A 19851-nucleotide genomic window follows, 5' to 3' on the forward strand; every position below is an offset into this window, starting at 1 on the left:
CCCGCCGCCGCTTAACGACGCATCACCTTCTCGGATGGCGTCAACGCCTCGATATAAGCCGGCCGGCTAAAAATGCGCTCAGCATATTTCATTAGCGGCGCCGCGTTTTTGGACAGCTCGATGCCATAGTGGTCTAGGCGCCACAACAGCGGCGCGATCGCCACGTCAAGCATCGAGAACTCTTCGCCCAGCATATATTTGTTCTTGACGAAGATCGGCGCCAGTTGCGTCAGCCGGTCACGAATCGCCGCACGCGCGCGCTCGTGGGCTTTCTCGGCCGCCTTGCCCTTCTCGTTCTCGAGCGTGCCAACGTGCACAAACAGCTCTTTCTCAAAATTGAGCAGGAACAGCCGTGCACGGGCACGCTGGACCGGATCAGCAGGCATCAATTGCGGATGCGGAAAGCGCTCGTCGATATACTCGTTGATGATGTTCGACTCGTATAAGATCAGGTCACGCTCCACGAGGATCGGCACCTGCCCGTACGGGTTCATCACCGAGATGTCCTCCGGTTTGTTGAACAGGTCGACATCGCGGATCTCGAAGTCCATGCCCTTTTCGAACAGCACCAGCCGGCAACGCTGGGAGAATGGGCAAGTGGTACCGGAATACAAAACCATCATTTCTACTTTCCTCAAAAAACCGAAGGGCCAGCGCTGAGAAGACCGCCCCATGCCGGTCTTCTTCGCTGCCAGCCCCACACCGCTAACGGCGTGTTTACTTGATATCTTTCCAGTACGCGGCGTTAAGCCTCCAGGCGCACAGCGTCAGCACGCCGAGAAACAGCAGCACCCACACGCCTACGCGCTCGCGCGTCTTGCGTGCCGGCTCTGACATCCAGGCGAGGTAGGAGACAAGGTCGGCGACAGACGAATCATAGTCTATCGGCGCAAGCGTCCCGTTGGTCACCTGGGTAAAGCCATTAAACTGGTGTGTCACCTCACCGTCCTCACCTTTTCGTTCAGTGAATTTCGCGTCGCGCACGCCCTGCAATTGCCACAGTACATGGGGCATGCCGACATTCGGGAACGCGAGATTGTTCCACCCGGTCGGCCGCGTCGGGTCGCGATAGAACGTGCGCAAGTACGTGTATAGCCAATCCACGCCTCGCGCGCGCGCCTCGAGCGACAAGTCCGGCGGCGCGACGCCGAACCACTCCTGCGCATCGGCCGGACGCATCGCAACAGTCATCGTGTCACCCACCTTGCCGCCGCTGAATAGCAGGTTTTCCTCGATTTTCTTCTGCGAGATGCCGATCGACTGCAGCTTGCTGTAGCGCAGCATGCTCGCGCTGTGGCAGTTCAAACAGTAGTTCACAAACAACTGCGCGCCACGTTGCAGCGACGCGAGGTTGTTAGTGCGGTCCGGCGCGCGATCGAGGACGATATCCTCCTCGGCACGGGCCACGCCCAGCGTGGCAGCCAGTGTCACCGCCAGCAGCGCAAGTATCGAAAGCCATTTCTTCATCGGTATTCTCCGTTCACGTCCGGTTCCCGCGTTCAATACGGCTTGAAGGTCACGCGCTCGGGCGGCTGCTTGAATGCGCCCAGGCGGGTCCAGAACGGCATCCCGAGGAAGAATGCGAAATACGCTAGCGTACAGGCCTGCGCGATCACGGTCGCGGCCGGTGATGGAGGCCGAGTGCCAAGAAAGGCCAGTGTCAGGAAGACGACGACGAAAATCCCATAGAAGAATCGATGAAAGCCCGGACGATAGCGGATGGACTTGACCGGGCTACGATCGAGCCACGGCAGGAAAAACAGCGTGAGGACGGCGCCACCCATGACGATGACGCCCCAGAACTTGGCCTGAGTGCTGACCATTGCGAGGATCACGAGCACGGCAGCCACCACCGAGCCTATCTTCTTTGCCCCCCCGCGGGCCTTAATCAAGCCGAGCACGCCGAGCAACCCGACCACGATCATCAACACGATCTTGAAGTCGTCCGTTGTCGCACGCAGCATCGCGTAGAACGCGGTGAAGTACCAAACCGGCGCAATTTCGGTCGGTGTCTTGAGCGGGTCGGACGGCACGAAGTTGTTCGCCTCGAGGAAATAGCCGCCCATCTCCGGTGCGAAGAAGATGATCGCGCAGAATACGAGCAAGAAGACACAGACGCCGAAGAAGTCGTGCACCGAGTAGTACGGATGGAAGGGGATGCCATCCAGCGGAATGCCGTTTGCGTCTTTCTTTGCCTTGATCTCGATGCCGTCGGGGTTGTTCGAGCCGACTTCGTGCAGCGCGACGATGTGAGCAACGACTAGGCCGATCAGCACCAGCGGGATCGCGATCACGTGAAACGCAAAGAAGCGGTTCAACGTGACATCCGACACGACGTAGTCGCCACGGATCCACAGCGCCAAGTCTGGGCCGATGAACGGAATCGCGGAGAACAGGTTCACGATGACCTGTGCACCCCAAAACGACATCTGGCCCCACGGCAATAAGTAGCCAAAGAACGCTTCGGCCATCAGGCACAGGAAGATCAGGCAGCCGAAGATCCACACCAGTTCGCGTGGCTTGCGATAGGAGCCGTACAACAGCCCCCGGAACATGTGTAGATAGATGACGACGAAAAACATCGATGCGCCGGTCGAATGCATGTACCGAATCAGCCAGCCCCACGGCACTTCGCGCATGATGTACTCGACCGACGCAAACGCCAACTGCGAGTCAGGCTTGTAGTTCATCACCAGGAAAATGCCGGTGACGATCTGGATCACCAGCACGAGCAGGGCCAGTGAGCCGAAGAAATACCAGAAGTTAAAGTTTTTGGGTGCGTAGTACTCGGATACGTGCGCCTTCCACGTCGAACTTAGTGGAAAACGGCGATCGATCCAGCCGAGCAGGCCCGTGCTTTCATCAGAATTGTCCGTCGTCGCCATCTACGCCTCTCCCTTCTCGTCCTGTCCAATCACGAGCTGCGTGGCCGTCTTGAACATGAACGGCGGTACATCAAGGTTTTGCGGTGCGGGCTTGTTCTTGAATACGCGGCCGGCCAAGTCAAAAGTTGAGCCATGACACGGACAAAACCAACCGCCCGGCCAGTTGGCCGGCAGGTTCGGCTGGGGACCCGGCGAAAAGCGCGGGCTCGGTGAGCACCCCAAGTGCGTGCAGATGCCCACGAGCACGAGGATGTTCTTGTGCTCGGCACGGGAGCGGTATTCGTTCTGGCAATACTCGGGAAACGGGATCGAAAATGGATTTTGGGTATGCGGATCGGCGACCTCGCCGTCAGCCTTAGTGACCTCGGCCAGCATCTGCTCAGTACGATTGATGATCCACACAGGCTTGCCACGCCATGCAACAGTCATCATCTCGCCGGGCTTCAGGGTACTGATGTCCACCTCAACCGGCGCACCTGCGGCCCTGGCCTTTTCGGACGGTGCCAGCGATGCAGCAAACGGCACCAGGGTTGTCATGCCTCCCATTCCACCTGCTACTGACGTCGCTATCAGCCAGGTACGGCGGCTGCCATCGACGCGATTGTCTTCCTTGTCTCGCATCACACGCCCCACTTCTTGGTTGGACTCCAGTCTTCCTTCGGCTACCCACTCATAGTGTGCGGGAATGCAGCCGCCATTTACAAGTCTAGGTTGCGGCCCGCCGCGTAAAAGCTTGCTACGCAAGGGTTTGGCGACACCGATTCGTATAGCATGGCAACTTATATTAAGCAAATACTTAACAAAAATTGCTAAATCGACGTCACACGGGACCCGCGCGGGCGCTGCGACTGGCGGGCGCACCCCGCTGTGGGGTCCAGCCCGGCGGTGCGATTTGCCGAATGCGGCGGCGTGATGCGCCAATGCGGGGCACGATGCGCTGCATGCGGATGATGCGCTGTACCGAATGCGGGCGTTGCGGTCTGCGCAAGCGCACGCCGCCCCTCTTGGCTTGGCTTGGCTTGGCTTGGCTTGGCTTGGCTTGGCTTGGCTTGGCTTGGCTTGGCTTGGCTTGGCTTGGCACGGCACGGCACGGCACGGCACGGCACGGCACGGCACGGCACGGCACGGCACGGCACGGCACGGCACGGCACGGCACGGCACGGCACGGCACGGCACGGCACGGCACGGCACGGCACGGCACGGCACGGCACGGCACGGCACGGCACGGCACGGCACGGCACGGCACGGCACGGCACGGCACGGCACGGCACGGCACGGCACGGATGCGGCAATACGTCGCACCATTTGTTCCCCGCCGACCCATACGGATTTGTCGGTACAGATATCGACGCGACGCAGCCCGACTAGACCGGATTGTCGATGTCGATGAATAGATGTTCCAAACCGAATGTGTCGGCCAAGTGGGCCCCGATGGCTTGCACGCCGTAACGTTCGGTCGCATGGTGGCCGGCCGATACATACGCCACGCCGGACTCCGCTGCCAAGTGGGTGGTGGGCTCGGACACTTCGCCGCTCAGGTAGACATCGGCACCGGCCCGGATCGCATCATCGAAATAGCCTTGCGCGGCGCCGGTGCACCACGCAACACGGCGCAACTTGCGGTCGGGATCGCCGAGCACGAGCGGCGCGCGCCCGAGCGTATTGCCCACCTGTGCGGCCAGATGCGACAGCGACGTGGGCATCGGCAGCGTGGCGATGAAGCCGAGATCGTTGTCGCCGAACCGCGCGTCGGCCAGCCACCCCATCCGCGCACCGAGTTGCGCGTTGTTGCCCAGCTCCGCGTGAGCGTCCAGCGGCAGGTGATAAGCCAACAGGTTGATGTCGTTCTGGATCAGAAGGCGCAGTCGCCGATACTTTTGGCCCGTGATTTGTGGCGCTTCGTTCTTCCAAAAATACCCGTGATGGACAAGTACCGCGTCGGCTTGCCAGTCAATCGCCGCCTCGAGCAACGCCGCGCAAGCGCTCACGCCGGTGACGACCTTCTCGATCCGGCGACGGCCCTCGACTTGCAAGCCGTTGGGGCAATAGTCCCGGAACCGCGAAGTGTCGAGCAACCCGTTCAAGTACAATTCAAGCTCATTTCGATCCATGCAAGCCCCATAAATTCAGATGCTTAGACGCTTTTGGCTGTTCTTTGCGCAGGCGGTGACGGTACTGCTCGCGTTGATGTTCATCGTCGCGACGCTGAAGCCGCAGTGGCTGCAGCGCCAAGGTAACCTCGGGCAACAGCTGGCGTCTCCGATCGTCGCGCTGCAGGAGGTCGCCCCGGGCATGGCGAGCCGCGGACTGGTCACGTCATATGCAGACGCCGCCCAGCGCGCGATGCCGGCGGTGGTGAACGTATTTTCCAGCAAGGACGGCTCTCAGATGCCGGATCCGCGCGCCAACGACCCGCTGTTTCGCTATTTCTTCGGCGATCGCAATTACGAGCGCAAACGCCAGGAGCCCGCGTCCAATCTCGGCTCCGGCGTCATTGTAAGCTCGGAGGGCTACATTCTAACGAACCAGCACGTGGTGGACGGCGCCGACGAGATTGAGGTCGCGTTGGCCGACGGGCGCACGGCGAGCGCAAAAATGATCGGCGTGGACCCGGAAACAGATCTGGCGGTACTCAAGATCAGTCTACCCAACCTACCGACAATCACGCTTGGACGGATGGAGCATGCACGCGTGGGCGACGTCGTGCTGGCGATCGGCAATCCGTTCGGGGTCGGCCAGACGGTGACGATGGGCATCATCAGTGCGCTCGGACGCAATCACCTGGGGATCAACACCTTCGAAAACTTTATTCAGACCGATGCGCCGATCAACCCGGGTAATTCCGGCGGCGCACTGGTCGATGTAAACGGCAACTTGCTTGGTATCAATACCGCGATCTATTCCCGCAGCGGCGGCTCGCTGGGAATCGGCTTTGCCATTCCAGTGTCGACGGCGCGCAGCGTGCTTGAGAGCATCATCACCACGGGCACAGTCACGCGCGGCTGGATTGGCGTCGAGCCTCAAGATGTGACGCCGGAAATCGCAGACTCGTTCGGTCTGCAGCAGAAATCGGGGGCAATCGTGGCGGGCGTACTGCGAGGCGGGCCGGCGGACAAGGCCGGTATCAAGCCGGGCGATATCCTCGTAAAGGTCAACGATGAGGACATCACCGACACGACGCGCCTGCTCAACGTCATCGCGCTGATTCAGCCCGGTACGGTCGCGAAGGTACACCTGTGGCGCAAGTCGCACGAAATGGACATCGACGTGACGATCGGCAAGCGCCCGCCACCGCCCAAGCAAGCGCTGGACAACGGCGACGACGATTAGTGACGAACAGCGCCGCGCGGCGCTCAACAGAAAGGCGCGCGCGGCCCGCCGCGCCGCTATTTGGCCTCTTCGCTTTGGGGCTCGCTGTCCGGTTGCTGAGTGACCAGCAACCGTGCCGCAATGATCCCGAGTTCGTATAGCACGAGCAGCGGCACCGCGAGGATGAGTTGGGAGAAAACGTCGGGCGGCGTCACGATGGCGGAGACCACAAACGCGCCGACGATCACGTACGGACGCACTTCCTTGAGCTTGTTCACCGTCACCATATTCAACTTCGCGAGCAGCACAACGACGATCGGCACTTCGAACGTCACGCCGAACGCGATGAACATCGTCAACACAAAGCTCAGGTAATTGTCGATATCCGTGGACATTTCGGCGCCGAGCGGCGCATTGTAGTGCGCCATGACGCGGAAGATGGTCGGAAAAACCACAAAATACGCGAATGCCATCCCGCACAGAAACAACACGTAGCTGCTCGAAACCAGCGGCACCACGAGCTTTTTCTCATGCTGGTACAAGCCTGGCGCAACAAACGCCCAGATCTGGTACAGCACCACCGGCAGCGCGATTACGAACGCCACCAGCATCGTCACCTTCATTGGCACGAAGAACGAGCCTGTGACGTCAGTGACAATCATCTTGCCGCCCTTAGGCAGATTCATCATCAGCGGATGAGCCAGCAACCGGAAAATGTCCGGCGCCCAATAGACCAGCGATACGAACACCACCAGCACCGAGACGGCGGCACGAATCACCCGCGTGCGCAACTCGATCAAGTGCGAAATAAACGTTTCTTCGGTGCCTTCGTTCTGCGGATTTTGCGGGGCTTCGCTCACAGCGGCCTGGGACAGAGAAAAGAAGTGGACAGGAAACGGGACAGGATCACAGGAAACGGATCGGCCGCCGCAGGTTTGGCGGCGTATGCCGCGCCACGCGAGCCGCGCCCGACTGCACATGGGTACGGCGTGCGGCGACCCGTTTGTACCACACCGGTGTCGTCGTGCGCTTGACCCGCCAGTTTTTGCGCGACGATGCTCGCATCACGCCACTGGACGAGTCGTGCCAAATCGAATTCGACGTGCCGGCGCTCACGCCTTGCTCGGCGCTGTCCGTGTTCGGGCCGGTGCCGTCGCGCCAGACCTCGGTCAGCTCGGTTTGCGCTTGCTGCACGTGCTCGTGAATCGAGGTTTGCATGTTCCGCGCGGCATCCTCGAAGTCGGACTTCATCTTGCGCAACTCGTCCAACTCGATCTCGCGCATCACCTCCGCCTTGACGTCGTTCACATAGCGCTGGGCACGGCCGAATAGGGCGCCCGCGGTGCGCGCCACACCGGGCAGCTTCTTCGGGCCGATTACGATCAGCGCAACAACGCCGATCAACGCCATCTTGCTGAGGCCTAAGTCGAGCATCGCGGGGAGCCGGTCAACGCGTCAGCCGGGCACTCAACGCGCATCGCGCGAACCGGACTTCTCCTTCGCATCGACATCGATCGTGCCGGAGCGTGGCAGTTCCTTGTGCGAATCGGCACCGGCCCCTTCTGCGTCGCGCATCCCTTCCTTGAAACCTTTGACCGCTCCGCCGAGATCGCTGCCGATGTTGCGCAGCTTTTTCGTGCCGAACACCAACGCCACGATCAACAGCACAATCAGCCAGTGCCAAATACTGAATGAACCCATACAAACTCTCCGATTTTGATTGCGTGTGGTGTCAGCCCATACGCAGCCACGGCCGCGGGCCGGCAAGGATATGCGCGTGCAGGTGGTAAACCTCCTGCCCGCCACCCGGCCCGGTGTTGATTACGGTCCGGAAACCGGTCTGCCCACCGGTGTACGCGCAACCCAATTGCTCGGCCAGGCGCGCGACCAGTATTGTCATTCTACCAAGCAGCGGCGCATCGTCTTCCGTGCAATGGGACAGCGTTTCAATATGTTTTCGAGGAATGACGAGCACGTGCACGGCTGCTGCCGGCCGCAGATCGTGGAACGCGACAAATTCGTCGTTCTCGAACACCTTTTTGCTCGGCACTTCACCGCTCGCGATCTTGCAAAAGATACAGTCGGATTGCGTCATATCACGTTTCCAGTCAACACGTTCAACCAGTCCACCGTCATACCGCCGCCCGCTGTCGCACCGGCAACGGCTTGTTGTCGTTCAGATACAGCCATCCCTTGATGATTCGGTAAAGTACCCAGACGCCGGCAGCGAACCAGATGGCAAAACCGATCATGATCACCATTGTGGCGAAGCCCACGCCGCCCCACACCAATCCCCACCAGAAGGTGCGGATTTGCCAATCGAAATGCGCGGCGTACGGCGTGTGCGCGACATCGTCACGCTTAACGTAGTTGACGATGACAGCGATCAAGGCCGATATGCCACCAGTAAACCACAACAACGCATATAGCGCGTACAACAAATGGGTGAGCGTTCTGAGCGAACGCAGTCGCTGTTCGTCCAACGGCGCACGCTGGACCGTGTGCACCACACGCTCGTTGTTATCTAACGGATCATTCATCGCATCACTCCACAGCACTGCCGCACGGCTCAATCACCATTGTGTTCGCGCTCGCGCCGTTTGCGCAACGCCTTTTCTTCAATGCCCGACAGGCCCTCGCGGCGTTGCAACTCGGTCAGCACGTCATTGGGTCCGACACCATAATGCGACAACAGGACAAGACAATGGAACCACAGGTCGGCCACCTCGTTCACCAGCGGCGCGCTCGAGCCCCCGTGGCGCGCATCCTTGGCTGCCATCACAACTTCGGTCGCCTCTTCGCCAATCTTTTTCAGAATCGCGTCGTCGCCCTTGTGAAATAGTCGCGCGACATAAGAGGCCTCGGGATCGCCCCCCTTGCGGCCGTCGATCGTCGCCGCCAGCCGCAGCAGCACGTCGTGCAGCGCATCGTTCGCGTCCCGCGGACTCATGGCGTCAGCCGTCCGCTGCAGCGCAGGTTGAGTATTGTGGGTCATGGATAGATGCTTTCCGGATCTTTCAGCACGGGGTCGATCGATATCCATCCTCCGTCGTCCACAGTGCCTTCGAATTTCTGAAAAAAACACGAATGCCGACCGGTATGGCAGGCAATGCCAGAGACCTGCTCGACCTTCAACAGCACGACATCCTCGTCGCAGTCCAGCCGCACTTCGCGCACGTGCTGCACATGGCCGGATGCCTCGCCCTTGAACCACAGCTTGTTGCGCGAGCGGGAAAAGTAGACAGCGCGTCCCAGCTCAATGGTCTTAGCTAACGCTTCACGGTTCATCCACGCGAACATCAACACATCGTTGCTCGACGCTTCCTGCGCGATCACCGGCACCAAGCCGTTCGCGCCCCATTTCACCTTATCCAGCCAGTCATTGCCGCCCATTACTGCCTCACTGCAATGCCACGTTCGACCATGAACCGCTTCGCGTCACCGACCGTGTATTCGCCATAGTGGAAAATGCTAGCAGCCAGTACCGCATCCGCGTGGCCATCGGTCACCCCATCGGCCAGATGCTGCAGCGAACCCACGCCACCCGAGGCGATAACCGGCACCGACACCGCGTCCGATACCGCGCGCGTGAGCGCCAGATCGAATCCACGCTTGGTACCATCCCGGTCCATGCTGGTCAGCAAAATCTCGCCGGCCCCGAGCTGCGCCATCTGGCGCGCCCATTGCACCGCGTCGAGTCCAGTCGCCTTGCGGCCGCCGTGCGTCAACACCTCCCAACGCGGCACCGCATGTGAATCGCCGACTTGCTTCGCGTCGATCGCGACGACGATGCACTGCGAACCGTAGCGCTCGCTCACGTCGCGGACAAACTGCGGATTAGCCACCGCGGTGGAATTGACGCTGACTTTGTCGGCGCCTGCGTTAAGCAGCCGTCGGACGTCCTCGGTGGTGCGCACGCCACCGCCAACCGTCAACGGGATGAACACCTGCGCGGCAACCGATTCGATGATCGGCAAAATCAGGTCACGCCCGTCGGACGTCGCGGTAATGTCCAGAAACGTGAGTTCGTCGGCCCCTTGCTCGTCGTAGCGCCGCGCGATCTCGACCGGATCGCCAGCGTCGCGCAGTTCGACGAAATTGACGCCCTTGACGACCCGTCCGGCAGTCACGTCAAGACACGGAATAATGCGTTTCGGTAAAGCCATGAAAGTCGATGCTGAAAAGTGAAACGCGTGTGACCAGCGCGACGGCGGCGCACGGGCAGCCGACCCGCGGCGCGCGCCGCAGCCTCAAGCGCGAGACTCGCGCAGTGAATCGGCAAGGTTCTGCGCGGCCGTGAAATCAAGCTCGCCGGAATAGATCGCGCGCCCACAAATCACACCTTCGATCCCTTCGTCTTCGACGGCGCACAGCGCGTCGATGTCGGCCAGGTTCGACAGCCCGCCGCTGGCGATCACCGGAATCTTGACCGCCTGCGCGAGGCGCACGGTCGCCTCGATGTTGATGCCCTGCAACATGCCGTCGCGGCCGATATCGGTATAGACGATCGCCTCGACGCCGTAATCCTCGAATTTGCGCGCCAGGTCGATCACCTCGTGCCCGGTCAGCTTGCTCCAGCCGTCCGTGGCCACTTTGCCGTCCTTCGCGTCCAGCCCAACGATGATATGGCCGCCGAATGCACTGCACGCATCCCGCAGGAATCCCGGGTTCTTCACCGCGGCCGTGCCGATGATCACATACGACAGTCCATCGTCCAGGTATCGCTCAATCGTATTGAGGTCGCGAATCCCGCCACCGAGCTGCACCGGCATCTCATCACCGACCTCGGCGATGATCGAGCGGATCGCTTCTTCGTTCGTCGGCTTGCCGGCAAACGCGCCGTTCAAGTCGACCAAATGAAGCCGACGTGCACCGTTGTCCACCCAGTGACGGGCCATGGCCGCCGGGTCCTCGGAAAAGACCGTCACCTGGTCCATATCGCCTTGTTTCAGGCGCACACATTGACCGTCCTTGAGGTCGATGGCCGGGATGAGCAACATAACTATCGCGTGTCAGTCTGGGTGAAGAATTCATGGGCTACCACCACGTTGTGGTGTGACGGCAGGTTTTCGCTAGTTTAGTACAAGTTGTCAGGCGGACCTGGCCGGCGCGCAACTCAATGCCAAAGGCCGGGCTGCGCGCCACCGGATACCGGATACCGGATACCGGATACCGGATACCGGACACCAGATGCCAGACACCAGATACCGAGCACCAGACGCCGAGCACCGGCATCGGACAATCGTCACGGATTCCACTGGACAAAATTACGATACAGCCGCAACCCGGCTTCCGCACTTTTTTCAGGATGGAACTGGGTGGCGAAAATGTTATCCCGTGCTACCGCGGACGTAAACGGCGCGCCGTACACAGTTTCCCCCACGGTATCAAACGCGTTGTCGGGTACCACATAATAGCTGTGCACGAAATAGAAGAAGCTGTGATCGGTGATGCCCTCCCACAGCGGGTGAGGTCGGCTCTGCCGCACCTGGTTCCAGCCCATCTGCGGCACCTTGAAGCGCGAGCCATCGTCCTGCAGCTTGCCATCCAATTGAAAGCGCAGGCACTTGCCGGCCAGCACGCCCAAACCCTTCGTATCGGCCTCCTCGCTCCAGTCGAACAGCATTTGCTCGCCGACACACACGCCTAGGACCGGCTTGGTGCGCGTCGCATCCAGCACCGCGTCCCGCAACCCCGAGGCGGCCAGCGATGCCATGCAATCGCGCATCGCCCCTTGGCCGGGCAGTACCACGCGGTGCGCGGCGCGCAGCTTGTGTACATCGCTAACCACTTGCACGTCGGCCTCCGGCGCGGCGCGCAACATCGCCTGCCAGACCGAGCGCAGGTTGCCCATCCCGTAATCGACAATCGCTATCAAAGTTTTCATGCAGACCCGCTTCTGATACACATCCGTCCCCAATCCTCGCGGGGTGGCCGCACCGCCCGCCCCGCGAGCTGCTCAACGGCTACCGGAATCCCAGTAGCCGTGTTTTCAGCCCAATCCGCTCGCCAAGCGTGGCCGATACCGTGATTACGCAGACCACCGATAGCGACGCGTATCGTGCGATTCTTCTCCCCGGCGGCGCTTCTCCACCGCGCTCTGGTTTGCGGTCAGGCTCAAGCCAATGGCACCGCGCCGACCGGATTGATTAGCGCAAGCAGCAAGTTGAACGATTAAGAGAATCCATCGCGGTACCGCGGTAGCGCTCGCTCGCCCGCCGGCCTGGTCTGCGGCAACGCGCGGTTGAGCCACGGTTGCAATCTGATCTACAGACTGCCCTTAGTCGACGGAATCTGTCCGGCCGCGCGCTCATCGATCTCGGCGGCCATGCGCAGCGCCCGGCCGAATGCCTTGAACGCGGTCTCGACCTGGTGATGCGCGTTTAGGCCGCGCAGGTTGTCAATATGTAGCGTGACGCCGGCATGATTGACGAAGCCGCGGAAAAACTCGATCGTTAGATCGACATCGAAGTTGCCGATCCGCGCGCGCGTGAACGGGATATGAAACTCCAGCCCCGGGCGTCCGGAAAAATCAATGACGACGCGGGACAATGCTTCGTCTAGCGGTACGTACGCGTGGCCGTAGCGACGGATACCCTTGCGCTCGCCGATCGCCTTGGCGACAGCCTGGCCTAGCGTGATGCCGGTGTCCTCGACCGTATGGTGGTCGTCGATGTGCCAATCGCCGAGCGCGTCGACCTCGAGATCGATTAAGCCGTGACGGGCAATTTGGTCCAGCATGTGGTCAAGAAACGGCACCCCGGTGTTCAGCTTCTGCTGGCCAGTACCGTCCAGATTGACCTTCACCCGGATCTGCGTTTCGCTCGTGTTGCGCACGACTTCCGCAATACGCATGGATATTCCTGAAAATGGCGGAAAAAGTTAAACAGCGACTCGCACGCGATCAAACCAGTACATTGCTCAACGCAGCTAGCAATTGTGCATTCTCATCCGGCGTGCTGACCGTGATCCGCACGCACTCAGCCAGCAATGGATGCATTTTACTCACGTTTTTAATCAGAATTCGTGCGCCGAGCAGCGCATCGAACACCGCGGCGGCATCCGGCACGCGCACCAGCAGGAAATTCCCCGCACTCGGAAACACGTGAGCACCCGGCAATGCGCCGATCGCCTCGGCAAGTCGCGCCCGCTCGGCACGCAACTCAGCGGCCTGCGCATCGAGCACGTCCAGGTGATCGAGCATAAAATCGACCGTCGCCTGCGTCAGCACGTTGGTGTTGTAGGGGGGACGCACCTTGTCGAGTTCGTTGATCCAGGGTGGCAAGCCAACCAGATAGCCGAGCCGGATACCGGCCAGGCCTAGCTTGGAGACGGTGCGCATGACCACCACGTTGTCGAACTCGCCGGCCCGCGACATCCAGCTGCGCTGCGCAAACGGTTGATACGCCTCGTCGATGACCACCAACGACCGGTCGGCCGCGCGCACGACCCGCTCAAGATCCGCATCGTCGAACAGCGTGCCGGTCGGATTGTTCGGGTAGGCCAGATAAATCACTGCGGGCTGGTGCGCGGCGACGGCCTCCAGCATCGCGCCCACGTCCAGCGTTAGATCGGCGTTCAACGGCACGCCAACGAATTCCAGATGGGCGAGCTTGGCCGACATCGCGTACATCACGAAGCCGGGCACCGGCGCCAGGATCTTGGCGCCCGGCTTCGCGCACGCGGTCGCAATCAGGCTGATCAATTCGTCCGAGCCGTTGCCCAGCAGCACGTCGCAATCAACCGGCACCTGCATCGCACGCTTGAGCTTATCCAGCAGCGCGCCGGGGCGCGGCATCGGGTAGCGGTTCAACGCAACCTGTGCAAGCCGCTCGCCGAGCCGGTCCGCAAGCGGCTGCGGCAGCGCGTAGGGGTTTTCCATTGCGTCCAGCTTGATCAAGCCGGTGGCATCCGGTACCGGATAGCTCGTCATTGCAAGCACGTCCGCGCGGATGATGTCCTGGGGTATCGTCATAGTCTGGTGTCTAAGCTGTCCCGCCTGCCCGCCCGTGCACTCAGCCGCCGGTCTTCATCCGATACTCGGCGCTGCGCGCGTGCGCCTGCAAGCCCTCGCCATACGCGAGTTCCGCGGCAATTTCACCGAGCGTCTGCGCCCCTTCGGCGCTCACCTCAATCACGCTCGAGCGCTTCAGGAAGTCATACACGCCCAACGGCGACGAAAAACGCGCGGTACGGGAAGTCGGCAGCACGTGGTTCGGACCCGCACAATAGTCGCCGAGACTCTCGCTCGTATAGCGGCCGAGAAAGATCGCGCCAGCGTGGCGAATGTGCTGCACCCATTGATGCGGCTCGAGCGCCGACACCTCCAGGTGCTCCGGCGCGATGTCGTTGGCGATCGCGCATGCTTCAGCCATGTCCCGGACCTTGATCAGCGCGCCGCGATCCTGCAGCGAGCGGGTGATCACGTCGCGCCGCGGCAGCGTCCCGATCAACTGGTCGATCGCTTCCTCGACGCGCCGGATGAAGGCAGCGTCCGGACACAACAGGATCGACTGCGCGAGTTCATCGTGCTCGGCCTGTGAAAACAGATCCATCGCGACCCAACGCGGATCGGTGGTGCCATCGCACAACACCAGAATCTCCGACGGACCCGCGATCATGTCGATGCCGACCGTGCCGAACACCCGGCGTTTGGCGGCAGCAACGTAGGCATTACCCGGTCCGCAGATCTTGTCCACAGCCGGGATCGTGTCCGTACCGTAGGCAAGTGCGCCGATGGCCTGGGCGCCCCCGATGGTCAACACCCGGTCCACGCCGCCGAGCAGCGCGGCAGCCAGCACGAGGTCATTGGCCACGCCGTCCGGCGTCGGCACCACCATCACGATTTCGCGCACGCCGGCCACACGCGCCGGAATCGCATTCATCAGCACCGACGACGGGTAGGCGGCCTTGCCGCCGGGCACGTATAAGCCGACGCGGTCCAGCGGCGTAACCTTTTGGCCGAGCACCGTGCCATCCGCCTCGGTGTACTGCCAGCTGTGGCTGCCGCATTCGATCTTCTGCTTGTCGTGATACGCGTGCACGCGCGCCGCCGCCGCCTCCAACGCTGCCCGGCACTTGGGCTCCAGCGCGTCCAGTGCCGCCTGCAGCCGGACAGCCGGCAATTCCAGGGACGCAACGCTGTTTACGTCCAGCCGGTCAAAACGCTTCGTGTATTCCAGCACAGCGGCATCGCCGCGTAATTTGACGTCAGCTAAGATCTGCGCGACCGAGCGCTCAATCGCTTCGTCTTCGCTCGCCTCGAATGCGAGCACGGCCGCCAACGCCGGCTTGAAACCGGCATCGGAGGAGTCGAGTTTGCGGATCTTGATCGCCATACGAGTTCCTTGTGTCCCGTGATGCCGGCATCACACGCCGGGCGTCCCGATATCTGCGCGGCGCTCGGCCACGGCTTGCGCTCCACCCTTGCTGGCGCGCTCGAACGCTTCGAGAATGGGCTTGAGTTTGGTACGCTTGAGCTTGAGCGCAGCCTGGTTGACCACCAGCCGCGACGAGATCTCCATGATTGGCTCGACCTCGACCAAGTTGTTCGCACGCAGCGTGCCGCCGGAGCTGACCAGGTCGACGATCGCGTCCGCCAGGCCCACCAGCGGCGCCAACTCCATCGAGCCATACAGCTTGATCAAGTCCACGTGCACGCCCTTGGCCGCAAAATGCTCGCGCGCACTGCTCACATACTTCGTGGCCACCCGCAGTCGGGCCCCTTGCCGCACCGCATTCGCGTAGTCAAAACCCTGCGGCACCGCGACCGACAACCTGCAGCGGGCAATATTCAAGTCGATCGGTTGGTACAGTCCGTCGCCACCATGCTCGAGCAACACGTCCTTGCCGGCCACGCCGAAGTCGGCTGCACCGTACTCGACGTAGGTCGGCACGTCGGTCGCCCGCACAATGATCACGCGCAAGCCCGGATCCGTGGTGGGCAGAATCAACTTGCGCGACGACTCCGGATCCTCGGTCACCGTAATCCCAGCCGCCGCCAGCAGCGGCAACGTCTCCTCAAAGATACGGCCCTTGGACAGTGCCAACGTCAACGGCACGCCCGGCCCGACTGCCGGCGCCAACGCGCCCGACATGCTGGCCGGCGTGCTCATGCAGCCGCTCCGTGGGCCAAACCGTCCCCCTCCGTGGCAGCGTGCGCCTGCCCGACGGCATTTTGCGAAGCCACGGCGGCAGCGTCTTGCAAGACTGTTGCTGCGGCATCTTGCGCGGCATCGCGGCGCGCATCGTCCGTATTGATCGGTGCCGTCGCGCTAACACGGCTGACACTGGCGCCCAGCGCGCCCAGCTTGATCTCCATGCGGTCATAGCCACGATCGAGGTGATAAATCCGATCGATCAGCGTCTGCCCGTCGGCCACCAGCGCGGCAATGACAAGACTGGCCGAGGCGCGCAGATCCGTGGCCATCACTTTCGCGCCGGACAGCTTGTCCACGCCGGTCACCCGCGCCGTATTACCGTCGATCGTGATGTTCGCACCAAGCCGGTTCAGTTCCTGCACATGCATGAAGCGATTCTCGAAAATCGTCTCCACCACTTGTGACGTCCCGGTCGCAATGGCGTTCAGCGCCATGAACTGCGCCTGCATGTCGGTCGGAAACGCCGGATACTCGGAGGTGCGAAACGATACCGCACGCGCACGGCCTTGCATCCGCAGACGGATCCAGTCATCACCAGCCGACACTTGCGCGCCCGCCTCGCGCAACTTATCGATGACCGCCTCCAGGATCAGCGGGGTGACGCCGCGCAGCGTGACATCGCCACCCGTGGCGGCGGCCGCACACAGGAACGTGCCGGCCTCGATGCGGTCCGGGATCACCGCGTGGCGCGCGCCGTGCAGGCGCGGCACACCGTGCACCACGAGCCGGTCCGTGCCGATCCCGTCGATTCTCGCGCCCATCGCGACAAGCAGGTTCGCCAGGTCGGTGACCTCCGGTTCACGCGCTGCGTTCTCCAGCACGGTTTCCCCGTCCGCGAGTACCGCCGCCATCAGCAAATTCTCCGTGCCGGTCACGGTAATCATGTCGGTGACCACGTGCGCGCCCTTCAAGCGTCGCGCCCGCGCATCGATGAAGCCATGCTCGATCGAGATCTGCGCGCCCATCGCGGTCAATCCCTTGATATGCTGATCAACTGGACGCGCGCCGATCGCACATCCGCCGGGCAGCGACACTTGTGCATAACCGAAACGCGCCACCAGCGGCCCGAGCACGAGAATCGACGCACGCATCGTCTTGACCAACTCGTATGGCGCCACCGGCTTGTCGACCTGCGACGCGTCCAGCGTCACTGCGTTGCCGCTCACCTGCGAGCGCACCCCCATTTGGCCGAGCAACTTCAACGTGGTACGCACGTCCTGCAGATTCGGCACGTTCTCCAACTGAACCGGCTCCGCGCTCAGCAGGCTGGCGCACAGGATCGGCAACGTCGCATTCTTAGCGCCGGACACTGTGATCTCGCCGTTGAGACGGGTCCCGCCGTCGATCAGCAATTTATCCATTGATTCGCTTCCGCGTTGTGCGGCCGGCGGGCGCGACGCGTGAACCGCTTGGGCCGCTGGGGCGTTGTTCGTCACGCCCGGGTTATCTCGTTCAATCCGCACTCAAATCCTGCTTCATCGATTGTGCCATTCAGCCGGTGTCAGCGTCTTCATGCTCAACGCGTGGATCTCCTCGCGCATGCGCTCGCCCAGCGCCGCATAGACGAGTTGGTGCCGCGCAATCCTATGCTTGCCCTCGAATGCCGAGCTGACGATCGTCGCGAAGAAGTGCTGACCGTCGCCTTCGATGTCGATGCGCTCGCACGGCAAACCGGCTTTAATATATTCCTTGACTTGTTCCGGGGTCGGCAACATCGCAAGTCCCTCTCAGTAGCCTTTCAATTGTGGGTCGTAACGCACGCCAGGCGCGACGCCTCGACCGATTCCCATGCCTCAATGGCGCAGCTTGTACCCGCTCGCCAGCAAGCATACCGCCCATGCCGCGACGACGACAAAAAATCCACCCACCACGGCTAGACTGGTAAGCGGCGCCACGTCAGACGCACCGAAGAAGCCGAAGCGAAATCCGTCGATCATGTAGAAGAACGGGTTCAGGCGCGATACGTGCCGCCACAGGTCCGGCAATGTATGCGTCGAATAAAACACGCCGGACAGGAACGTCAACGGCATGATCAGAAAATTCTGGAATGCCGCCAGCTGGTCGAACTTTTCGGCCCAGATCCCGGCAATCAGGCCCAGCGTGCCAAGGATCGCCGCGCCAAGCACGGCGAACGCGACGATATACAGCGGTGCGCAGAACGACACCGGGATGAACGCAATCGTCACGACGAATACCCCCAGCCCGACAGCGAGGCCACGCACGACCGAGGCCAGCACGTAGGCGCAGAACATCTCCCAGTGCGACAGCGGCGGCAACAAGACGAACACCAGGTTGCCGGTGATCTTAGACTGAATCAACGACGACGAACTGTTCGCAAACGCATTTTGCAACACGCTCATCATGACCAGTCCCGGGATGAGGAAGCTCGTGTACTCGACGCCAGGATAAACCTGGACATGACCACGCAACGCGTGGCCAAAGATGGTCAGGTACAACAGCGCGGTCATCATCGGGGCCAGCACGGTCTGGAAGGCCACCTTCCAGAACCGTAGCACTTCTTTGTAGAACAGCGTCCTGAAGCCGGTCATGCTAGCCCCTCCACGACCTCGGGCGCATTCATGATCTGCACGAACACATCTTCCAGGTCGGCCTTGCGCACGTCGATCTCGTCGAACCGGCAGCCGGCCGCACGGCATTGCGCAAGAATCGGCTCCACGTCGTCATACGCGTCCAGCCGCAGCAGATGCTGCCGACCCGCCGGGTCGGGCGTGCCGATCTCTAGGGCCCTGACCTGCGCCGGCACCCTGCCCGCGCTCACGCGCACGAACAACTGCAGTCCGCTGCAGCGCTGCAGCAACGCCGCAGTGCGCTCGAGCGCCACCATCTCGCCACGGCGCAGCATAGCGATGCGGTCGCACAGCGCCTCGGCCTCTTCCAGATAATGTGTGGTCAACACGATCGTATGCCCTTGGCGGTTGAGCCGCGAGATGAATTTCCACAGCGTCTGGCGCAATTCCACGTCCACGCCCGCGGTCGGCTCGTCCAGCACGATCACTGGCGGCCGATGTACGAGCGCCTGCGCGACTAGGACGCGCCGCTTCATGCCGCCGGACAACGCACGCATGTTGACGTGCGCCTTCTCGGTCAGGTCCAGATTGGCCATCACCTCGTCGATCCAGTCGTCGTTGCGGGCTAAACCGAAATAGCCGGACTGGAGACGAAGGCATTCACGTACGGTAAAAAAGGGATCGAATACCAACTCTTGAGGCACTACGCCAAGCGCGCGCCGCGCGCGCCTGAAGTCCGTCACGACATCGTGGCCACGTACTGCGATCGTTCCTTCGTCCGCGCGCGCCAGACCCGCAAGCATGCTGATCAGCGTCGTCTTGCCTGCGCCGTTGGGGCCAAGCAATCCGAAGAACTCGCCATCCTCGACGGTAAACGACACGCCTTTGAGCGCCTGCAAATCGCGATAGCGCTTCTTGACGTTGTGAATTTCTATGGCTGGCATGAGTGTGCGGCACGACAGCGCCGGC

24 protein-coding genes and 1 pseudogene are annotated in these 19851 nt (G+C 61.7%); 2 read left to right on the forward strand and 23 right to left on the reverse strand.

Going from position 1 to position 19851, the window contains the following annotated elements; genetic code table 11:
- Nucleotides 1-11: 11 nt before the first annotated feature.
- The 4 genes from IHE30_RS08235 to petA all read right to left on the reverse strand — a co-directional run bounded on the left by IHE30_RS08235 (nucleotide 12) and on the right by petA (nucleotide 3506).
- Nucleotides 12-623 (reverse strand): glutathione S-transferase N-terminal domain-containing protein, encoded by a 612-nt coding sequence (locus IHE30_RS08235; RefSeq protein WP_337689870.1) that lies wholly within the window; start codon nucleotides 621-623, stop codon nucleotides 12-14.
- 94 nt (nucleotides 624-717) lie between these two features.
- Complete coding sequence (locus tag IHE30_RS08240) at nucleotides 718-1467, reverse strand: cytochrome c1 (protein WP_337689871.1); 750 nt, start codon at nucleotides 1465-1467, stop codon at nucleotides 718-720.
- A gap of 32 nt (nucleotides 1468-1499) precedes the next feature.
- Nucleotides 1500-2885, reverse strand: coding sequence for a cytochrome b (locus tag IHE30_RS08245; RefSeq protein WP_337689872.1), 1386 nt, complete (start codon nucleotides 2883-2885; stop codon nucleotides 1500-1502).
- The gene (petA, locus tag IHE30_RS08250) at nucleotides 2886-3506 is read right to left on the reverse strand and encodes a ubiquinol-cytochrome c reductase iron-sulfur subunit (protein WP_337690027.1); all 621 of its coding nucleotides are present in this window, start codon (nucleotides 3504-3506) and stop codon (nucleotides 2886-2888) included.
- A gap of 408 nt (nucleotides 3507-3914) precedes the next feature.
- Between petA and IHE30_RS08255 the strand changes: the two genes are divergently transcribed.
- Nucleotides 3915-4253 carry a hypothetical protein gene (locus IHE30_RS08255; protein WP_337689873.1) on the forward strand — a complete coding sequence of 113 codons (339 nt, stop codon included), beginning with the start codon at nucleotides 3915-3917 and terminating at the stop codon, nucleotides 4251-4253.
- Here the strand turns inward: IHE30_RS08255 and IHE30_RS08260 are convergent.
- On the reverse strand, nucleotides 4250-4996 hold the full coding sequence (locus IHE30_RS08260; protein WP_337689874.1) for a Nif3-like dinuclear metal center hexameric protein: 747 nt from the start codon (nucleotides 4994-4996) through the stop codon (nucleotides 4250-4252). The genes IHE30_RS08255 and IHE30_RS08260 overlap by 4 nt on opposite strands.
- Before the next feature lie 19 nt (nucleotides 4997-5015).
- Between IHE30_RS08260 and IHE30_RS08265 the strand changes: the two genes are divergently transcribed.
- The gene (locus tag IHE30_RS08265) at nucleotides 5016-6215 is read left to right on the forward strand and encodes a Do family serine endopeptidase (protein ID WP_337689875.1); all 1200 of its coding nucleotides are present in this window, start codon (nucleotides 5016-5018) and stop codon (nucleotides 6213-6215) included.
- Nucleotides 6216-6271: 56 nt separating this feature from the next.
- Here IHE30_RS08265 and tatC read toward each other — a convergent pair whose 3' ends face one another.
- The 18 genes and pseudogenes from tatC to IHE30_RS08355 all read right to left on the reverse strand — a co-directional run bounded on the left by tatC (nucleotide 6272) and on the right by IHE30_RS08355 (nucleotide 19826).
- Nucleotides 6272-7174 carry a twin-arginine translocase subunit TatC gene (gene tatC / locus IHE30_RS08270; protein ID WP_337689876.1) on the reverse strand — a complete coding sequence of 301 codons (903 nt, stop codon included), beginning with the start codon at nucleotides 7172-7174 and terminating at the stop codon, nucleotides 6272-6274.
- Entirely contained in the window at nucleotides 7101-7628 is a 528-nt protein-coding gene (gene tatB / locus IHE30_RS08275) for a Sec-independent protein translocase protein TatB (RefSeq protein WP_337689877.1), read from the reverse strand. Before tatB ends, tatC begins: the two co-directional genes overlap by 74 nt.
- A 33-nt stretch (nucleotides 7629-7661) precedes the next feature.
- Nucleotides 7662-7895: a Sec-independent protein translocase subunit TatA gene (gene tatA / locus IHE30_RS08280; protein WP_337689878.1), complete on the reverse strand. Its 234-nt coding sequence runs from the start codon at nucleotides 7893-7895 to the stop codon at nucleotides 7662-7664.
- 31 nt (nucleotides 7896-7926) lie between these two features.
- Nucleotides 7927-8289: a histidine triad nucleotide-binding protein gene (locus IHE30_RS08285; RefSeq protein ID WP_337689879.1), complete on the reverse strand. Its 363-nt coding sequence runs from the start codon at nucleotides 8287-8289 to the stop codon at nucleotides 7927-7929.
- A gap of 37 nt (nucleotides 8290-8326) precedes the next feature.
- A complete protein-coding gene (locus tag IHE30_RS08290; protein WP_337689880.1) occupies nucleotides 8327-8734 on the reverse strand; it encodes a DUF4870 family protein in 408 nt (135 codons plus the stop codon).
- 29 nt (nucleotides 8735-8763) lie between these two features.
- A complete protein-coding gene (locus IHE30_RS08295; RefSeq protein ID WP_337690029.1) occupies nucleotides 8764-9144 on the reverse strand; it encodes a phosphoribosyl-ATP diphosphatase in 381 nt (126 codons plus the stop codon).
- 41 nt (nucleotides 9145-9185) lie between these two features.
- On the reverse strand, nucleotides 9186-9587 hold the full coding sequence (hisI, locus tag IHE30_RS08300) for a phosphoribosyl-AMP cyclohydrolase (RefSeq protein WP_337689881.1): 402 nt from the start codon (nucleotides 9585-9587) through the stop codon (nucleotides 9186-9188).
- Nucleotides 9587-10360: an imidazole glycerol phosphate synthase subunit HisF gene (gene hisF, locus IHE30_RS08305; protein WP_337689882.1), complete on the reverse strand. Its 774-nt coding sequence runs from the start codon at nucleotides 10358-10360 to the stop codon at nucleotides 9587-9589. The genes hisI and hisF overlap by 1 nt, the downstream gene beginning before the upstream one ends.
- An 84-nt stretch (nucleotides 10361-10444) precedes the next feature.
- Nucleotides 10445-11194: a 1-(5-phosphoribosyl)-5-[(5-phosphoribosylamino)methylideneamino]imidazole-4-carboxamide isomerase gene (gene hisA / locus IHE30_RS08310; RefSeq protein WP_337689883.1), complete on the reverse strand. Its 750-nt coding sequence runs from the start codon at nucleotides 11192-11194 to the stop codon at nucleotides 10445-10447.
- A gap of 245 nt (nucleotides 11195-11439) precedes the next feature.
- A complete protein-coding gene (gene hisH / locus IHE30_RS08315; protein WP_337689884.1) occupies nucleotides 11440-12081 on the reverse strand; it encodes an imidazole glycerol phosphate synthase subunit HisH in 642 nt (213 codons plus the stop codon).
- A gap of 380 nt (nucleotides 12082-12461) precedes the next feature.
- Nucleotides 12462-13049 (reverse strand): imidazoleglycerol-phosphate dehydratase HisB, encoded by a 588-nt coding sequence (gene hisB / locus IHE30_RS08320; RefSeq protein ID WP_337689885.1) that lies wholly within the window; start codon nucleotides 13047-13049, stop codon nucleotides 12462-12464.
- A 49-nt stretch (nucleotides 13050-13098) separates the two neighbouring features.
- On the reverse strand, nucleotides 13099-14169 hold the full coding sequence (hisC, locus tag IHE30_RS08325) for a histidinol-phosphate transaminase (protein ID WP_337689886.1): 1071 nt from the start codon (nucleotides 14167-14169) through the stop codon (nucleotides 13099-13101).
- 40 nt (nucleotides 14170-14209) lie between these two features.
- A complete protein-coding gene (gene hisD, locus IHE30_RS08330) occupies nucleotides 14210-15532 on the reverse strand; it encodes a histidinol dehydrogenase (RefSeq protein WP_337689887.1) in 1323 nt (440 codons plus the stop codon).
- Nucleotides 15533-15562: 30 nt separating this feature from the next.
- Nucleotides 15563-16291, reverse strand: a complete 729-nt coding sequence (hisG, locus tag IHE30_RS08335; RefSeq protein WP_337690031.1) for an ATP phosphoribosyltransferase — start codon at nucleotides 16289-16291, stop codon at nucleotides 15563-15565.
- 179 nt (nucleotides 16292-16470) lie between these two features.
- A pseudogene (gene murA / locus IHE30_RS08340) lies at nucleotides 16471-17715 on the reverse strand (UDP-N-acetylglucosamine 1-carboxyvinyltransferase); the annotation flags it as partial.
- Nucleotides 17716-17829: 114 nt separating this feature from the next.
- Nucleotides 17830-18069, reverse strand: a complete 240-nt coding sequence (locus IHE30_RS08345) for a BolA family protein (protein ID WP_337689888.1) — start codon at nucleotides 18067-18069, stop codon at nucleotides 17830-17832.
- Nucleotides 18070-18147: 78 nt separating this feature from the next.
- Nucleotides 18148-18903 (reverse strand): ABC transporter permease, encoded by a 756-nt coding sequence (locus tag IHE30_RS08350; RefSeq protein WP_337689889.1) that lies wholly within the window; start codon nucleotides 18901-18903, stop codon nucleotides 18148-18150.
- Complete coding sequence (locus IHE30_RS08355; protein ID WP_337689890.1) at nucleotides 18900-19826, reverse strand: ABC transporter ATP-binding protein; 927 nt, start codon at nucleotides 19824-19826, stop codon at nucleotides 18900-18902. Before IHE30_RS08355 ends, IHE30_RS08350 begins: the two co-directional genes overlap by 4 nt.
- Nucleotides 19827-19851 lie beyond the last annotated feature (25 nt).

The sequence above is a fragment of the Mycetohabitans sp. B46 genome (assembly GCF_037389205.1).
Lineage (GTDB): Bacteria > Pseudomonadota > Gammaproteobacteria > Burkholderiales > Burkholderiaceae > Mycetohabitans.

Coding starts and splice junctions, on each gene's coding strand:
- IHE30_RS08260 (WP_337689874.1), bottom strand. CDS start 4,996: ATGGATCGAAATGAGCTTGAATTGTACTTGAACGGGTTGCTCGACACT.
- tatA (WP_337689878.1), bottom strand. CDS start 7,895: ATGGGTTCATTCAGTATTTGGCACTGGCTGATTGTGCTGTTGATCGTG.
- hisC (WP_337689886.1), bottom strand. CDS start 14,169: ATGACGATACCCCAGGACATCATCCGCGCGGACGTGCTTGCAATGACG.
- hisD (WP_337689887.1), bottom strand. CDS start 15,532: ATGGCGATCAAGATCCGCAAACTCGACTCCTCCGATGCCGGTTTCAAG.
- IHE30_RS08235 (WP_337689870.1), bottom strand. CDS start 623: ATGATGGTTTTGTATTCCGGTACCACTTGCCCATTCTCCCAGCGTTGC.
- IHE30_RS08295 (WP_337690029.1), bottom strand. CDS start 9,144: ATGAGTCCGCGGGACGCGAACGATGCGCTGCACGACGTGCTGCTGCGG.
- hisG (WP_337690031.1), bottom strand. CDS start 16,291: ATGTCGGGCGCGTTGGCGCCGGCAGTCGGGCCGGGCGTGCCGTTGACG.
- IHE30_RS08355 (WP_337689890.1), bottom strand. CDS start 19,826: ATGCCAGCCATAGAAATTCACAACGTCAAGAAGCGCTATCGCGATTTG.
- hisB (WP_337689885.1), bottom strand. CDS start 13,049: ATGCGTATTGCGGAAGTCGTGCGCAACACGAGCGAAACGCAGATCCGG.
- IHE30_RS08350 (WP_337689889.1), bottom strand. CDS start 18,903: ATGACCGGCTTCAGGACGCTGTTCTACAAAGAAGTGCTACGGTTCTGG.
- IHE30_RS08345 (WP_337689888.1), bottom strand. CDS start 18,069: ATGTTGCCGACCCCGGAACAAGTCAAGGAATATATTAAAGCCGGTTTG.
- tatC (WP_337689876.1), bottom strand. CDS start 7,174: ATGTGCAGTCGGGCGCGGCTCGCGTGGCGCGGCATACGCCGCCAAACC.
- hisA (WP_337689883.1), bottom strand. CDS start 11,194: ATGTTGCTCATCCCGGCCATCGACCTCAAGGACGGTCAATGTGTGCGC.
- IHE30_RS08245 (WP_337689872.1), bottom strand. CDS start 2,885: ATGGCGACGACGGACAATTCTGATGAAAGCACGGGCCTGCTCGGCTGG.
- tatB (WP_337689877.1), bottom strand. CDS start 7,628: ATGCTCGACTTAGGCCTCAGCAAGATGGCGTTGATCGGCGTTGTTGCG.
- IHE30_RS08240 (WP_337689871.1), bottom strand. CDS start 1,467: ATGAAGAAATGGCTTTCGATACTTGCGCTGCTGGCGGTGACACTGGCT.
- IHE30_RS08265 (WP_337689875.1), top strand. CDS start 5,016: ATGCTTAGACGCTTTTGGCTGTTCTTTGCGCAGGCGGTGACGGTACTG.
- IHE30_RS08290 (WP_337689880.1), bottom strand. CDS start 8,734: ATGAATGATCCGTTAGATAACAACGAGCGTGTGGTGCACACGGTCCAG.
- IHE30_RS08285 (WP_337689879.1), bottom strand. CDS start 8,289: ATGACGCAATCCGACTGTATCTTTTGCAAGATCGCGAGCGGTGAAGTG.
- hisH (WP_337689884.1), bottom strand. CDS start 12,081: ATGAAAACTTTGATAGCGATTGTCGATTACGGGATGGGCAACCTGCGC.
- hisF (WP_337689882.1), bottom strand. CDS start 10,360: ATGGCTTTACCGAAACGCATTATTCCGTGTCTTGACGTGACTGCCGGA.
- hisI (WP_337689881.1), bottom strand. CDS start 9,587: ATGGGCGGCAATGACTGGCTGGATAAGGTGAAATGGGGCGCGAACGGC.
- petA (WP_337690027.1), bottom strand. CDS start 3,506: ATGCGAGACAAGGAAGACAATCGCGTCGATGGCAGCCGCCGTACCTGG.